Origin of the sequence: Candidatus Pseudothioglobus sp. Uisw_086, assembly GCF_048085745.1 — a bacterium.
In the GTDB taxonomy this organism is placed as follows: domain Bacteria; phylum Pseudomonadota; class Gammaproteobacteria; order PS1; family Pseudothioglobaceae; genus Pseudothioglobus.
Genome location: NZ_CP159803.1, coordinates 428,903 through 443,101, shown reverse-complemented (window position 1 = coordinate 443,101; position 14,199 = coordinate 428,903). Strand labels below are relative to the sequence as shown.

Genomic DNA, 14,199 nt, shown 5'->3' with positions numbered 1-14,199 from the left:
TTATGAAAATTGGGGTTCTTGGTGCTGGTCAATTGGGGAGAATGCTTGCATTATCAGCCTATCCTTTAGGTCACCAAATGAGATTTTTAGCGTTATCTGAAGAAGATCCGTCTTCACTTCTTGGAAAAACATTTATCCATAATAATAATCCAGAAATAGTTAGTAATTTTGCTGATAGTTCGGACATTGTGACCTATGAAAGCGAAAATACTGACGTAACTATTGTTAATGAAATTAGTAAAAATACCAAAGTTTTTCCTAGTGATAAATCTCTATATATTTCTCAACATCGCGGCAGAGAAAAAGCACTTCTAGATGCATTAAAAATACCTTGTGTGCCCTATCAAATGGTAAATAGTCTTGATGATTTAAAAAGTGCAATTAAGAATATTGGAATTCCCTCCATACTAAAAATAGCAACAGATGGCTATGATGGTAAAGGTCAGTTTTTAATTAAATCTGAAACCCAGATCCATGAAGCATGGGAAAAGATGGCTGGTGCTGAATCAATCCTTGAGGGCTTTATAAATTTTAAGCGAGAGCTATCTTTGATTGCAGTTAGAGGTATAGATGGTGGTCTTGAATATTATCCTTTAGTTGAAAATTCTCATCATGAGGGGATACTAAGATTAACTATAGCCCCTGCACAAAATATCTCAGCGTCTCTTCAAAAAAAAGCAGAAGAGTATATGAGCTCTATTCTTAAAGAAATTAAGCATGTTGGAGTTTTAACCATTGAACTCTTTGAATCTGATAACCTTCTAGTTAATGAGATAGCCCCAAGAGTTCATAATTCTGGCCATTGGACCATTGAAGGAACACAAACCTCTCAATTTGAGAATCATATAAGAGCTATTACTGAATCTCCCTTGGGGCAAACAACTATTACGTCAAAGTTCAGTGCTATGATCAATATAATTGGAGTCCATGGACCAATCCAAAAAGTACTTAAAACTAAAAATGCTCACCTTCATTTATATAATAAAGAAGAGCGAACTGGAAGAAAGTTAGGCCATATAACTTTAACTTCTAACTCAATTGATGAATTAAATAAAACGATAGAAAGCTTAAAAGAGTATTTACCTTAATCCTCTTTTAGATCTGAAAGACTTCCATTAATACTACCGCCTAGCTCTTCTTGATAAAACTGCTCTGCTAGCTCCTCTTCATAGTGATATGCTGATAGCTCACTGACTTCAACACCTGCTAAAAATTGACACACATGTATCATTTCATGACACAGGGTAATAATGAATTTTTTTCTATCTAATGATTCTTCAATCTCTATAAAGAACTTGCCATCGCCCTCATAGTCTGTCCAAGCAAGTGCATCATCTACTTTTTGGATAGTTAGATCAATATTTGGAATGTTATTTGCTTGAAACAAGCCGTTACTGCAGAAACTAAATAACTGCTGCGAAAGCACTATTTGCTCTTTATTACCGCCACGAATATAAAGCATTTTTATAAAAAATTAAATAGTTTATGAAAAGCGCTCATCCAGGTACTTAATAATATCATTCGATTCATAAATCCAAGTAGCTTCACCAGCCCCCTCTAGCTTTAAGCATGGAACCTTAATCTTTCCACCACTTATTTCCAGCTCTTTTCTGAATTTCCCGGCAGTTTGAGCATCACGAGTCTCAACTTTAAGATTTAAACGTTTAATTGCTCTTCTAGTCTTAACGCAAAATGGGCAAGCATAGAACTGATAAAGCTTTAGAATTTTTGTTTCTTGATCAACCTTAGCTTGCTCTTCATCATTTCTTTTTACTACTGAAGGCTTAAATAACCAGTCAATTAATATCAATACTCTGCCAGAGCCTTCTCTTAACAATCTTAGAAAAAATCTCATAAACTTTGCCTGTAAGCTATCAATGTGTTTTCTAAAAGCGTTGCAATAGTCATTGGCCCAACTCCACCAGGAACTGGCGTTATAGCTCCAGCTTTATCTTTGACTGCATCAAAGTCTACATCTCCAACTAGAGAGCCATCTTCCAATCGATTAATACCTATATCTATAACGATAGCTCCATCTTTAACCCAGTCACCTTTAACCATTTCTGGAATTCCAACACCTACAACAACAATGTCAGCTTGCCTAACTTTTTCAGCTACATTTTTAGTTTTACTATTGCAAATAGTTACAGTTCCTCGCGCATTTAGAAGCTCCATTGCCATAGGCCTACCGACAATATTTGAAGCACCAATAACTACACAATTCATACCTTCCACCTTACAATCAACTGATGCCAACATAGTCATAACGCCCTTTGGAGTGCATGGCCTTAAATGGGATTTATTTTGCATTAACTTTCCAATATTTTCACTGTGGAATCCATCAACATCCTTATATGGTGAGATGTGCTCAATAACCTTATTTGCATCTATATGTTTAGGCAACGGAAGCTGCACTAAAATGCCATCTATATAAGGATTATTGTTAAGCCTCTCCACCTCTTCTAATAACTGTTCTTCTGTGATATTCTCTGATTTAATAATCTTATCTGAAAAAAATCCTGCCTGCTTACATGCTAGCTCTTTATTTCTTACATAGACTGCTGAGGCAGGGTCTTCACCTACTAAAATTACAGCAAGACCAGGAGGTCGTTCAAGCATTTTTACTTCTTCAGCAATTTTTAAACGCAGATTTTTTGCAATCTCTTTTCCGTCAATAATATTCATTTTTTTAATTCCTCTTTAACTTTTTTCAAATCAAATTCTGTATCAACACCATAGCCAGTTGGAGCGCAAGAAATATCAACATTAATATCGATTCCTTGGTTTAATATAGTTAACTGCTCCAATTTCTCAGCGAGTTCTAGCTCAGATTTACCCATTTGCAAATATTGCTTTAAAAAACTAACTCGATATGCATATAAGCCAACATGGCGAAAACAAAAATCTAAATTAATCTCACTACTATTCCTAAAAGCAGGAATCGGTGATCTTGAGAAATACAATGCTTTGCCGCGCGAATTATATACGACTTTAACGCAATTTAGATCAAAGTAAGATTCTTCACTTTCAATTTTTTCGCACAATGTTGCAACACTCATTCCACTTTTAATCAAGTTAGAGGCAACCTGATTTATTGCATTAGGACTCATCATGGGCTCATCACCCTGGACATTAACAACCACTTCATCCTCATTAAAATTTAGAGAGGTGACTGCCTCTGATAAGCGAGAAGTACCAGATGTGTGACTTGAGTCAGTCATACAAACCTCGGCACCAAAATTCTTAGCAACCTTACTTATTCTTTCATCATCCGTTGCAATAATTACACGTTTGGCAGAACTCATAACTGCATTTGAATAAGTATGCTCAATAAGTGTTTTGCCATTTATTTCTTCTAGTAGCTTTGCCGGTAAACGGCTTGAGGCAAATCGAGCAGGAATAATTACTGAAAATTCCATTACTTTTCAGAATTAGTTTTTCGAGCCTCTTCTAAAAGCAGAATTGGAATGCCATCAATAATAGGGTAGGCTAACTGACTTTTTTCACACACTAATTCTTCACCAACTAACTTAAGAGGTGCTTTACTTTCTGGGCAAACTAACATTTTTAATAAATTTTCGTCAATCATAATTTAGACTCGAGTTGCTGATAAAAGTCAGAACTAATTTTTGCATCCACAGACAAATACCACATTTGGCTTGTTGCAAACTGTTTACATTTTACACAATCCTTGGCTGTCATTAAGATTGGATAATCACCCTTAAATTCGAAATCCTTCTCAATAAATTTATGATGATCTGCAAATGTTTTAGTAATTAAATTAACTCCAAGCTCCTCAAGCAATGAATAAAAATTATCTGGATTTCCAATTCCAGCGATAGCAAAGCATTTTTTACTTTTAAAAAAATCAAGATCTTTTTTTTCATTGGTAGCTAGATTAATATAACAGTTTGCTTCAATTTTGCTTGATATCTCTCCTTCCATATGCGAACCATTATTGATAATAAAATCAACTAACTTGAGCCTTTTTTTTGATTCTCTTAGAGGTCCTGCTGGAAGAAACCACCCATTTCCTAATCGATTGTGTCCATCTATAACTGCGATTTCAATATCGCGTCCCATAGCATAATGCTGAAGACCATCATCACTAATAATTAAATCTACTGAATAGTTTTCAGTTAAAAATTTTACTGCATTGCTTCTTTTTTTAGCCACTACAACAAAAGCTTCAGTTTGTTGCTTTATTAACAAAGGCTCATCACCGCAATCAATTGGATCACTTGTCGAAGTAACCTCTAATGATTCTTGAGCGTACTTTCCCCCATAGCCCCTGGAAACAACTCCTACCATTTTATTGCGAGATGCAAAATAATTAGCGACTGCAATTACAATTGGTGTCTTTCCAGTTCCACCTGCTGTTATATTGCCTATAACAATAACTGGAACTGATGACACGCTTACTTTTAATAACCTTACTTTGTAAAGACAAAGACGTATATAACTAAAAATGAAGAAAATAGCGGAAAAAGGCAAAAGCAAAAAATTAACCAGGCCAAACTTACTGTGATTGATAAAACTTGTAATACTTAGCATTTTGATAATTTTAATCACTTTTAAAACATTAATTATGACAAAATATTCCGACCATGAGTGTTGAATTTCATATTTCTAACCAATATTTAAGATCCAATCGAAAAAAAGGCTTTGTTTCTTTTATTTCTGGCGTTTCTATGGTTGGTCTTGTTCTAGCTGTTATGTCTCTTATTACTGTCTTGTCAGTAATGAACGGCTTTCATGAAGAGTTAACAAATCGAGTTTTAAACACGATTTCTCACTCCTACATAACAGAAACTGATGATACTCTCGATAATTGGCAAGATCTTAGAAAAAAAATTGACACACAGGATCAGATTATTGCATCCTCGCCTTTTGTTGAAGACTTTGCCTTAATGACTTCAAAAAATGCCTCACAAGGCATTAGTGTTAGAGGCATCCTTATAGATTTAGAATCAACAACCTCTGCCTTATTAGATGATATTAAATATGGAAGTCTTAGCCTGAATGAAGACGATTCATCAATATTAATTGGTGTTGGCCTTGCAACACTTATGGGAACAGGAATTGGAGATAAGCTTACTCTGATAGCTCCCTCTAGAAATTCATTTGGTAAACTAGTCCCCCAGTCACAATCTTATACAATAAGCGGTATATTTAATGCTGGCGTAAATGATTTCAACAATAATCTGGCATTTATCCACCTTTATGACGCTCAAGATTTATTCGCTCTTGGTAATCAAGTATCTGGAATTCGCCTTAAAGTAGATAACTTATTTGAAGCTAATAAAATTACAGATAGTGTAATTAAATCGCTCGGCAATGGTTATTATGGGGTTGATTGGATGCAACAACAACGAAACTTTATCAGAGCTTTAAATCTTGAAAAGCAAATGATTGCAATTATTCTTTCTTTGATAATTGCTATTGCTGCTTTTAATATAGTCTCTATGATGGTTATGGTGGTTAATGACAAAAAGTCTGACATTGCAATTCTAAGAACCATCGGAATGACTCCGAAAAGAATTGTTAGGATATTCTTCTACCAAGGTCTCAGTATTGGTTTTATTGGTATTACTATAGGAACAATTCTTGGGTTACTATTGGCTCTTAATATCGAGTCTGTAATTTCTGGAATTGAAAGTATTATTGGCTTCCAATTTTTCCCTAAAGATTTATTTTATATTAGCCGATTTCCATCAAAAATCCTACTTAGCGATGTGGTTAGTATAGTCCTGGGAGCTTTTATATTAGTAATTATTGCCGCTATTTACCCAGCAAAACGCGCTGGAAAGGTTAATATTTCAGAGGTTTTAAGGCATGAGTAATATAATTGAATGTCGCTCTGTTAGCTTTTCATATAATGAGGGCAACAATCAAACATCTGTTTTAAAAAATTTAAATTTTGAAATTAAGTCTGGAGAAACAACTGCAATTATTGGTCAATCAGGATGTGGAAAATCAACGCTACTTAATTTAATGGCTGGCCTTGATACTCCTACTGATGGTGATGTGCTCATCGCTAATACCAATATTTCAAAAATTAGCGAAAAAGATAGGACAGAGTTGCGAGCGAAAAATCTTGGCTTTGTTTATCAATTTCATCACTTACTAAATGATTTTTCATCATTATATAACGTTGCCTTGCCTTTGTTAATCATGGGTTTTGATAAAGGCGGTGCACTCTTAAAATCTAAAAAAATATTAACAAAGGTTGGGCTAGAAAATCGATTGAATCATAAGCCATCAGAGCTGTCAGGTGGAGAAAGACAAAGGGTTGCAATTGCAAGAGCTATGATAACTGAGCCAACTTGTCTCTTGGCAGATGAGCCAACAGGTAATCTAGATGCGGCAAATGCAAAGGACGTATTAGAACTTATCATAGAGCTAAACAAAGATAAAACTACTGCACTCTTAATTGTTACTCATGACCTGTCTATTGCAAATAAAATGAGTAGAAAGCTTACCTTAACCAATGGCGAAATAAACGAAACATAAAGCTAGTTTGTTTTATGGGGTTAAAAACGTAAGGGTTGTAAATTTTTTACTAACCTAGAAATTGAATCATTATGCCTGCTGCGATTGCTGACCCTATAACACCTGCAACATTAGGCCCCATTGCATGCATAAGAAGGAAATTATTTGAATCAGCCTCAAGGCCAACTTTATTAGAGACACGTGCAGCCATTGGAACAGCTGAAACTCCTGCAGAGCCAATTAATGGGTTAATTTTATTTTTACTAAATACGTTCATTAGTTTCGCCATGAGAAGTCCGCACATAGTGCCAATAGAGAAGGCAACTAAGCCAAGCAATAAAATTCCTAAAGTATCAAGTTGAAGAAACTTATCGGCCATAAGTTTTGACCCTACTGCAAGGCCAAGAAAAATCGTTACTATATTAATCAAAGCATTCTGAGTAGTATCGCTCAAGCGATCAACAACTCCAGATTCTTTCATTAAATTACCAAAAGCAAACATACCTAATAGAGGAGCTGCTGCAGGCAGAAGAAGAGCAACAAGTAATAACAAAATAATTGGGAATATAATTTTTTCAACCTTAGAGACCTCACGTAACTGAACCATCTTAATTTTTCTTTCTTTTTCAGTAGTCATCGCTCTCATAATTGGCGGTTGAATTAGAGGAACTAATGCCATATATGAATACGAAGCAACAGCAATTGCTCCGAGTAATTCTGGCGCAAGAATTGAAGCAACATAAATAGATGTTGGACCATCAGCACCCCCAATAATTCCAATTGCAGCAGCTTGCTTCAAGCTAAAGTCAAATACACCAATTACTGATAATCCTACGGCCCCTAAAAGTGTCGCAAAAATTCCAAACTGAGCAGCAGCTCCAAGTAAAAGAGTTTTAGGATTTGCAAGAAGTGGGCCAAAATCTGTTAAAGCGCCAACACCCATAAAAATGATCAAAGGAAACGCGCCAGACTCAATACCAACAACGTAGAATAGATGCAAAATTCCACCATCAATAGCTAAATTAGCGCCTGGAATATTGCTTAAAAGAGCGCCAAACCCAATAGGCAGAAGTAAAAGAGGTTCGAATTTTTTTACAATTGCTAGATAGATTAACAGGATGCCCACAAGAAGCATAAGACCTTGGCCCCAATCCATCTGATAAAGGCCTGTATTAACCCAAAGTAGCTTTAGTTGCTCCATAGTTAACCTAAAGAAAGAAGGAGTTGACCAACAGTTACCGCATCACCCTCTTTAACGCCAACATTTAAAACGACACCAGATTGTGTTGCTTTGATCTCAGTTTCCATCTTCATAGCCTCTAAAATAAGCAAAGTATCACCTTTTTTAACATTCTGATTAGGACTAACTAAGATTTTCCAAATAGTGCCCGATAGTGGCGCTGAAATATCCTCTTTTCCATTCACCAAAGGCTCTGAACTGACTTGTGAATCTTCGGAACTTAATTCTGAAGTATCTGAGGAAGTGCCCACAGATTTTATCGTGCCGCCTGCTGAAACGTTAACTGTATAAGACTGCCCTTTAAATGAAACAGTATATATTCCTTCATCTTCCTCGGAAGTTGAAGAACTGATTGGCGCCTGTGGAACTGGCTCAAAGAAATCTGGATTATCTCTATTTTCTAAGAACTTAATTCCCACCTGAGGAAATAGAGCATAAGTCAATAAATCATCAATTTTCTCATCTGCTACTCTAATACCTTTCTCTAAAACAAGCTTATCAAACTCAGATTCAAGAACATCCAGCTCAGGCTCAATATTATCTGCAGGCCTGCAAGTAATTGCTTCTGCGCCCTCCAAGACTCTCTCCTGAAGTTCTTTGTTTACTGGGGCAGGAGCAGAACCATACTCACCTTTAAGTATTCCAGCTGACTCTCTGGTAATAGTTTTATAGCGCTCGCCAGTTAGAACATTGAGCACGGATTGAGTACCTACAATCTGAGAAGTAGGAGTTACTAAAGGGATGTAACCTAAATCTTTTCGAACTCGAGGTATCTCCAACAAAACTTCGTCCATTTTATCAAGTGCATTTTGCTCTTTTAATTGGCTTTCCATATTAGTCAGCATACCGCCTGGAACTTGAGATGTAAGAATTCTTGAATCGACACCCTTAAGTGACCCCTCAAACTTAGCATATTTAGCTCTGATTGGCTTAAAGTACTGATCAATTTCTTCAAGTTTTTTTAAGTCTAGGCCAGTTTTACGTGGGCTCGCATCTAAAATAGAAACAACAGAGTTAGTTGCAGAATGGCTGTATGTCATACTCATCGAACCAATACAGGTATCAACTCGATCAATCCCAGCTTCAACTGCTTTGATAATGCAAGCAGTAGAGAGACCAGTAGTTGCATGAGCATGCAGCTGAATGGGAATATCAATCGCTTTTTTTAATTTTTTAACTAAATCATATGCAACATAAGGCTGTAATAAGCCAGCCATATCCTTAATGCACAATGAATGTGCACCCATATCTTCAATTTTTTTAGCCATCTCAATCCATAATTCAGTTGTATGGACTGGACTCACTGTATATGAAATCGTGCCTTGAGCATGCTGGCCAACTTTAACTGTTTGATCAATGGCAGTTTTAAGATTGCGCGTATCATTCATCGCGTCAAATATTCTTAAGACACCAACACCATTATCGGCGCATCGATCAACAAATTTTCTAACTACATCGTCACTATAGTGACGGTAACCCAATAAATTTTGGGCCCTAAGGAGCATTTGTTGAGGAGTATTAGGCATAACTTTTTTGATTTCACGTATTCTCTCCCAAGGATCTTCTCCAAGAAAACGAATACAAGCATCAAAAGTAGCGCCACCCCAAGACTCCATTGACCAATAACCTATTTTGTCTAATTTTTCTGCAATAGGAAGCATGTCATCAATTCGCATTCTAGTTGCAAAAAGTGATTGATGTCCATCCCTAAGAACTAGCTCAGTTATTTGGACTGGTTTATTATTTTCTTTGTTAGACATATAGTTATCTCTGTGTATGCATTTTTATTGCTGCCTCAATAATTGCTCTTGTTTTTTCATCAATCTCAATTATTGGATCAGAATCCAATGCTGAAGCATCGTTAGTTGCGGGTTGAATTTTTGCAACAAGCAAGGACATTACATTTGTGACGACAACCATCAAAGCAAGAAAAACAAAAACGAATCCCATCCCAAACATGGTTAAATTCAGCGCTTCACTTACAAAGTTGTTGTCCATTTTATTTAGTCCTAAACAATTTTGGTACCAGTGGCCGGGCTCGAACCGGCACTCCCGTGAAGGAACCGGATTTTGAATCCGGCGTGTCTACCAATTCCACCACACTGGCTTATCTATGGCTTGAAAATATTATCTCAGAATTTCTGAAACTATTTTTTTAATAAAATTCATATCAAATTGAGATTATATATAGTCAAAAACCTCAATGTTAGAAAACATTTATTTGTGTCTGAAGGTAATTCTTCCTTTAGTTAGGTCATAAGGAGTCATTTCAACAGTTACCTTGTCGCCAGGTAGTATGCGTATGTAGTGCTTACGAATCTTTCCAGAAATATGAGCAAGAACGCTATGTCCATTTTCTAATTCAACTTTAAAAGTTGTATTAGGTAATTTTTCTTTTACTACGCCTTCTAACTCAATGTAATCACTTTTTGACATATTTATTTAATAAGAATATTAATTTAAAAACCAAGTAGTATTATACCTAATTACTTTTCATTTTTATAAAATGAATCAACTCGAGAGCGCCTCATCAATAGTAATAAAAACTAAGAATTAAAGATTAATGGAAGTGTCTTTTTGAATGAACCCAGCCCTGGAGTTTTTGAAAGTCAGTTTTCTTACTAGGCTGTACAATTTTTTCTAACTCAACTAACCTCTCATTTAACTCATTAAAAGCATTCGTATAATGCTTGCTTTTAATAGATTCTAAATATAATTTTGATTTCAAAGTAGCAATTACAGATACTAGATCTTGATCATTAGTGGCATCACTAACTTGCTCTCCTTGACTTAATTTTACCTGAGTATCTTGAAAGCGCTTTAAGTGACGTGTAGCTTCTGAATCATCAAAATCATGAATTTTATCAAAAGCTAAATTGCTAGGATTAAAAGGAATAATCCTTTCAGGAATATTTAAATCTTGGAGGGAACCACGAGTTGTTGGTTGTTGGACGGTAAAACCACTGACGCCTAATAAGCGTGCTACCCATGAAATACCGAATCTAATCACTTGAACTCCCGATACAGTTTAATGTATGTTACCCAATCATTTTCTACTTGTGAGTTTTTTTTAACTTAATAATTCATTTATTAGATCTTGATCAGAAGGATTTAGTGTGACTTTTATATTTTCAAAACCTAGACTCTCTGCCATAACCTTAATTTTTTGACTAAAAACAATAAGTTTTCTAGTTTTAAATTTATTAAAAGTATCAGGTGAATCAAGATTTAGTAGGCGAACAATGTTGGAAAGGCTTTCATTACTGCCTGCCATTAGAACTCCATTTGTAGAATTTAAAAATACCTTAATCGACTCAGCATGAAGTGATGAAAACTCACAAGGCACTCGCTCATAAACTTCAAGATAATCAACCTGATTAAATTTTCCCAAATTATCCTTTAATGTTTCTGACCCTCCCTTTCCTCTAACAATTAAAATTTTCTTATTGATCAAGTCTGAGCACTCTTGCATTGCCAATAATTCCATACTTGAAGCATTAAATTTAGGAAAACAATCAACTTTAACATCTCTATCAATTAATCTTTTAGCGGTAACGGGGCCCACTGCAAATACCTTATATACCCCAGTAAAGATTTTATTAAAGTAATCTTCGGCAAAGCTAACCGCATTAACACTTATAAAAATAATGACGTCATAATGCTGCTTTAAAACTCCAGATCTTATTTTTTTTACTTCAAAAGTGGGGAAAAACTCATACTCAATATCAGATACTTCTAAAAGCATTTTAAGATTTGCAGTCTGAGCTAATGGTCGAGTTATAAGTATCATTGAATCATTATAAATACATGCTTTTGAGATTGTCTTAAATGTTTATTAAAAAACATTGGTCTATCATTAGTAAATTAGAAGTTCTGTTTTCTAAATTCTAACTTAGATAACTTTATAATAGACATCATAATCATTTTATATAACAACATGTTACTTCCAATTTTATCTCTACTAGCAGGCTTTATCTTACTAATGTGGAGCGCAGATGCGTTCACTGATAATGGCGCCAAAATTGCACGAATATTTAACATCTCACCTCTAGTCATTGGCCTACTCATTTTTGGATTTGGCACGTCGGCTCCTGAAATGTTAGTCTCTGGCCTTGCAGCATATGATGGTCACCCTGAAATGAGTATAGGAAATGCATTTGGTTCAAACATTTTTAATATAGGCTTGGTTCTGGGAGTTACAGCAATTATCCTTCCAATTACAGTTGAAAAATCTGTATTAAAAAAGGAATGGTTATTCTTATTTTTATCAACTCTAGTTGTAGGTTTTTTATTATTAGACGGTTTTTTAAGTTTTACCGATGGCTTGATACTCCTGTCCTTATTAGTGCTATTCCTTATTAATGTATTTAGAGAATCTAAGAAAAATAACCTAACTGATAGTGATAGTCTTGAAATTAAATCCCAGAAAAATGATAAGGGAAGGACTTGGCTCCTCTTAATTGTGTCTCTTATAATATTAGTTTCTAGTGCACGTCTTGTAGTCTGGGGTGGAACTAGTCTTGCCCTATCCTTTGGTGTTAGTGACCTAATTATTGGCCTAACCGTTGTAGCGCTTGGAACAAGCCTACCTGAACTTGCAGTTTCTATAAGTAGCGCATTGAAAAAGCAACATCAAATGGTTATTGGAAATATTATTGGATCAAATCTTTTTAATACTCTTGGAGTTCTTGCAATTCCAGGTTTAATTCTGCCTTTTCAAATTCCAACAGAAGTAATGAGTCGTGACTACATCTTTATGCTAATGTTTACTCTTCTAGTTCTCATTCTCTCGATGAGACTTAAAATTAGTCGTTTTGGTGGCTTCATTCTATTAACTGCATTGGCTATTTACTTGTATCAATTGTTTTGGATTTAGTTCTTAAAAATCTTCAAGAAACCCAAGAGCTTGCTAAAAAGCTTGCTCAATGCTGCTCTAACTTACAAAACTCATGCGTAATATACTTAATTGGTGATCTTGGGGCTGGAAAAACTACGCTAGCGCAAAGTTTTATTGGACACTTTGGATTTGATAAAGTTAAAAGCCCCACTTATACTTTAGTTGAAAGTTATCAAAATGAATCAATAGATATTCACCATTTTGATTGCTACCGACTTAGTGATCCTGAGGAATTAGAGTACATTGGTATTCGTGAATACCTTAAACCAAAAAGCCTTCAACTTATCGAGTGGCCAGAATTAGGTAAAGGTGCTATTGCACACTCTGATTTATCTATCAATATTAGTGGAAATGGCGACATAAGAACAGTAAATATCACGTCTCAAACTAAAATAGGAAAATTAATTTTAGAATGCGCTATTGGATAAGTTTGATTATTGCTGTATTTGCTACTTCTTCATTTAGTGAAGAAAAAACTACACTTTATGACTTTAGGTACTGGACTGCACCAGATCAAACTCGAATTGTTATTGATAAAGAGCAGGACACTCTCTTTAATATAACCAACACTGACAAGGTAGTGATTATCAGTTTTGATGATGCTGAAGTATTGTCTGAAACTTTTTCAAATATTTTTTTTAAGGATGATAGGATAAAAAAAGTTCTTATAAAACGTGATAAAAAAACTATTAAGTTAATCGTGCATATTAATAAAAAATTCAGAGTAAAGCACTTCACCCTTAAGCCTAACACAAAATATAAGTTTCATCGACTCGTAGTAGATATTATTGACCTCGAGTCTCAGGTAAAAACACAAGGCATAAAAGTGACAAAAGCAGTAAAAAATGTAAAAAAATCAGCTCAAATAAGTCAAAAAATTATCTTAGTTGATCCTGGTCATGGTGGTGAAGATTCAGGAGCTATTGGTAAAAATAAATCACAAGAAAAGTCTGTAAATTTAGCAATTGCCAAAAAACTTGTAGCAATTATTAATAAAAATAGCGATCTAAAAGCTATTCTGACTAGGAGTGGAGACTACTATATACCGCTGACTAAAAGAATAACAATAGCGCAAAAAGAAAATGCCACGATGTTTATTTCTATTCACGCAGATTCTGTAGAAAGTACAACTGCGAAAGGTGCTTCGATCTATACCTTAAGTGAGAAAGGAAATAACAGCAAACTAGCTAAACAATTAGAACAATCGCAAAACCTAGTAGATCAGTTCGGAGGTGTTGAAACTGTAATTGATAATGATCAATTTTTGAAAAATATTTTGACAGATTTTTCAAGAAAAGATCGAGACATGCAATCATTTAACCTTGCCAAGGAGATAATCGGTGAACTTGAAAAAATTGGGCCAATCCATAAAAAAGTACCTCAAAAGGCTAACTTTATAGTTCTGAAATCTCCCGCCATACCTTCAGTTTTAGTTGAAACTGCCTTTATATCAAACCCAACTCAAGAGAAACGTTTAACCAATAACAAGCAGCAGCAAAAGATTGCAGTCTCAATATATCAAGGAATAATTAATTACTACCAAAAACTAGAATAGTAATTAATAGCTTCT

At 35.0% G+C, this 14,199-nt stretch carries 18 protein-coding genes and 1 tRNA gene; 6 read left to right on the top strand and 13 right to left on the bottom strand.

What is annotated here, in order from left to right:
• The first annotated feature begins 2 nt into the window (after positions 1 to 2).
• A complete protein-coding gene (locus tag ABXT49_RS02190) occupies positions 3 to 1,088 on the top strand; it encodes a 5-(carboxyamino)imidazole ribonucleotide synthase (RefSeq protein ID WP_416652800.1) in 1,086 nt (361 codons plus the stop codon).
• On the opposite strand, the gene ABXT49_RS02185 is transcribed toward ABXT49_RS02190, so the two are convergent.
• From ABXT49_RS02185 to lpxK, 6 genes are read right to left on the bottom strand one after another with little or no spacing between them, the layout of a single operon-like run.
• The gene (locus ABXT49_RS02185) at positions 1,085 to 1,462 is read right to left on the bottom strand and encodes a hypothetical protein (RefSeq protein WP_416652798.1); all 378 of its coding nucleotides are present in this window, start codon (positions 1,460 to 1,462) and stop codon (positions 1,085 to 1,087) included. The genes ABXT49_RS02190 and ABXT49_RS02185 overlap by 4 nt on opposite strands.
• A gap of 21 nt (positions 1,463 to 1,483) precedes the next feature.
• Complete coding sequence (locus ABXT49_RS02180) at positions 1,484 to 1,855, bottom strand: glutathione S-transferase N-terminal domain-containing protein (protein WP_416652796.1); 372 nt, start codon at positions 1,853 to 1,855, stop codon at positions 1,484 to 1,486.
• Complete coding sequence (folD, locus tag ABXT49_RS02175; protein WP_416652795.1) at positions 1,852 to 2,685, bottom strand: bifunctional methylenetetrahydrofolate dehydrogenase/methenyltetrahydrofolate cyclohydrolase FolD; 834 nt, start codon at positions 2,683 to 2,685, stop codon at positions 1,852 to 1,854. Before folD ends, ABXT49_RS02180 begins: the two co-directional genes overlap by 4 nt.
• Positions 2,682 to 3,419 carry a 3-deoxy-manno-octulosonate cytidylyltransferase gene (gene kdsB / locus ABXT49_RS02170; RefSeq protein WP_416652794.1) on the bottom strand — a complete coding sequence of 246 codons (738 nt, stop codon included), beginning with the start codon at positions 3,417 to 3,419 and terminating at the stop codon, positions 2,682 to 2,684. Before kdsB ends, folD begins: the two co-directional genes overlap by 4 nt.
• On the bottom strand, positions 3,419 to 3,589 hold the full coding sequence (locus ABXT49_RS02165; RefSeq protein ID WP_416652793.1) for a Trm112 family protein: 171 nt from the start codon (positions 3,587 to 3,589) through the stop codon (positions 3,419 to 3,421). Before ABXT49_RS02165 ends, kdsB begins: the two co-directional genes overlap by 1 nt.
• Positions 3,586 to 4,554, bottom strand: a complete 969-nt coding sequence (lpxK, locus tag ABXT49_RS02160) for a tetraacyldisaccharide 4'-kinase (protein ID WP_416652792.1) — start codon at positions 4,552 to 4,554, stop codon at positions 3,586 to 3,588. The genes ABXT49_RS02165 and lpxK overlap by 4 nt, the downstream gene beginning before the upstream one ends.
• A gap of 53 nt (positions 4,555 to 4,607) precedes the next feature.
• Here lpxK and ABXT49_RS02155 point away from each other — a divergent pair, with 53 nt between their 5' ends.
• Both ABXT49_RS02155 and ABXT49_RS02150 read left to right on the top strand, forming a co-directional pair.
• Positions 4,608 to 5,843, top strand: coding sequence for a lipoprotein-releasing ABC transporter permease subunit (locus ABXT49_RS02155; RefSeq protein WP_416652790.1), 1,236 nt, complete (start codon positions 4,608 to 4,610; stop codon positions 5,841 to 5,843).
• Positions 5,836 to 6,513: an ABC transporter ATP-binding protein gene (locus ABXT49_RS02150; protein ID WP_416652787.1), complete on the top strand. Its 678-nt coding sequence runs from the start codon at positions 5,836 to 5,838 to the stop codon at positions 6,511 to 6,513. The genes ABXT49_RS02155 and ABXT49_RS02150 overlap by 8 nt, the downstream gene beginning before the upstream one ends.
• Positions 6,514 to 6,562: 49 nt before the next feature.
• On the opposite strand, the gene ABXT49_RS02145 is transcribed toward ABXT49_RS02150, so the two are convergent.
• The 7 genes from ABXT49_RS02145 to ABXT49_RS02115 form a co-directional block, all read right to left on the bottom strand.
• On the bottom strand, positions 6,563 to 7,693 hold the full coding sequence (locus tag ABXT49_RS02145) for a sodium ion-translocating decarboxylase subunit beta (protein WP_416652786.1): 1,131 nt from the start codon (positions 7,691 to 7,693) through the stop codon (positions 6,563 to 6,565).
• Positions 7,694 to 7,695: 2 nt separating this feature from the next.
• Positions 7,696 to 9,492 (bottom strand): sodium-extruding oxaloacetate decarboxylase subunit alpha, encoded by a 1,797-nt coding sequence (oadA, locus tag ABXT49_RS02140; RefSeq protein WP_416652784.1) that lies wholly within the window; start codon positions 9,490 to 9,492, stop codon positions 7,696 to 7,698.
• A gap of 4 nt (positions 9,493 to 9,496) precedes the next feature.
• The gene (locus tag ABXT49_RS02135; RefSeq protein ID WP_416652782.1) at positions 9,497 to 9,730 is read right to left on the bottom strand and encodes an OadG family protein; all 234 of its coding nucleotides are present in this window, start codon (positions 9,728 to 9,730) and stop codon (positions 9,497 to 9,499) included.
• Between the two features lie 22 nt (positions 9,731 to 9,752).
• A tRNA-Leu gene (locus ABXT49_RS02130) sits at positions 9,753 to 9,839 on the bottom strand.
• Between the two features lie 110 nt (positions 9,840 to 9,949).
• Positions 9,950 to 10,168 (bottom strand): translation initiation factor IF-1, encoded by a 219-nt coding sequence (gene infA, locus ABXT49_RS02125; RefSeq protein WP_018402165.1) that lies wholly within the window; start codon positions 10,166 to 10,168, stop codon positions 9,950 to 9,952.
• A gap of 124 nt (positions 10,169 to 10,292) precedes the next feature.
• Positions 10,293 to 10,742 (bottom strand): hypothetical protein, encoded by a 450-nt coding sequence (locus ABXT49_RS02120; RefSeq protein ID WP_416652779.1) that lies wholly within the window; start codon positions 10,740 to 10,742, stop codon positions 10,293 to 10,295.
• Between the two features lie 60 nt (positions 10,743 to 10,802).
• A complete protein-coding gene (locus ABXT49_RS02115; protein WP_416652776.1) occupies positions 10,803 to 11,522 on the bottom strand; it encodes a uroporphyrinogen-III synthase in 720 nt (239 codons plus the stop codon).
• A 147-nt stretch (positions 11,523 to 11,669) separates the two neighbouring features.
• On the opposite strand from ABXT49_RS02115, the gene ABXT49_RS02110 reads away from it, so the two are divergent.
• Genes ABXT49_RS02110 through ABXT49_RS02100 form a run of 3 tightly spaced genes read left to right on the top strand, consistent with a single transcriptional unit; the run spans position 11,670 to position 14,184 of the window.
• Positions 11,670 to 12,608, top strand: coding sequence for a calcium/sodium antiporter (locus ABXT49_RS02110; protein ID WP_416652773.1), 939 nt, complete (start codon positions 11,670 to 11,672; stop codon positions 12,606 to 12,608).
• Entirely contained in the window at positions 12,599 to 13,057 is a 459-nt protein-coding gene (tsaE, locus tag ABXT49_RS02105) for a tRNA (adenosine(37)-N6)-threonylcarbamoyltransferase complex ATPase subunit type 1 TsaE (RefSeq protein ID WP_416652772.1), read from the top strand. The genes ABXT49_RS02110 and tsaE overlap by 10 nt, the downstream gene beginning before the upstream one ends.
• Positions 13,042 to 14,184, top strand: coding sequence for an N-acetylmuramoyl-L-alanine amidase family protein (locus tag ABXT49_RS02100; RefSeq protein WP_416652770.1), 1,143 nt, complete (start codon positions 13,042 to 13,044; stop codon positions 14,182 to 14,184). Before tsaE ends, ABXT49_RS02100 begins: the two co-directional genes overlap by 16 nt.
• The last annotated feature ends 15 nt before the right edge of the window (positions 14,185 to 14,199 follow it).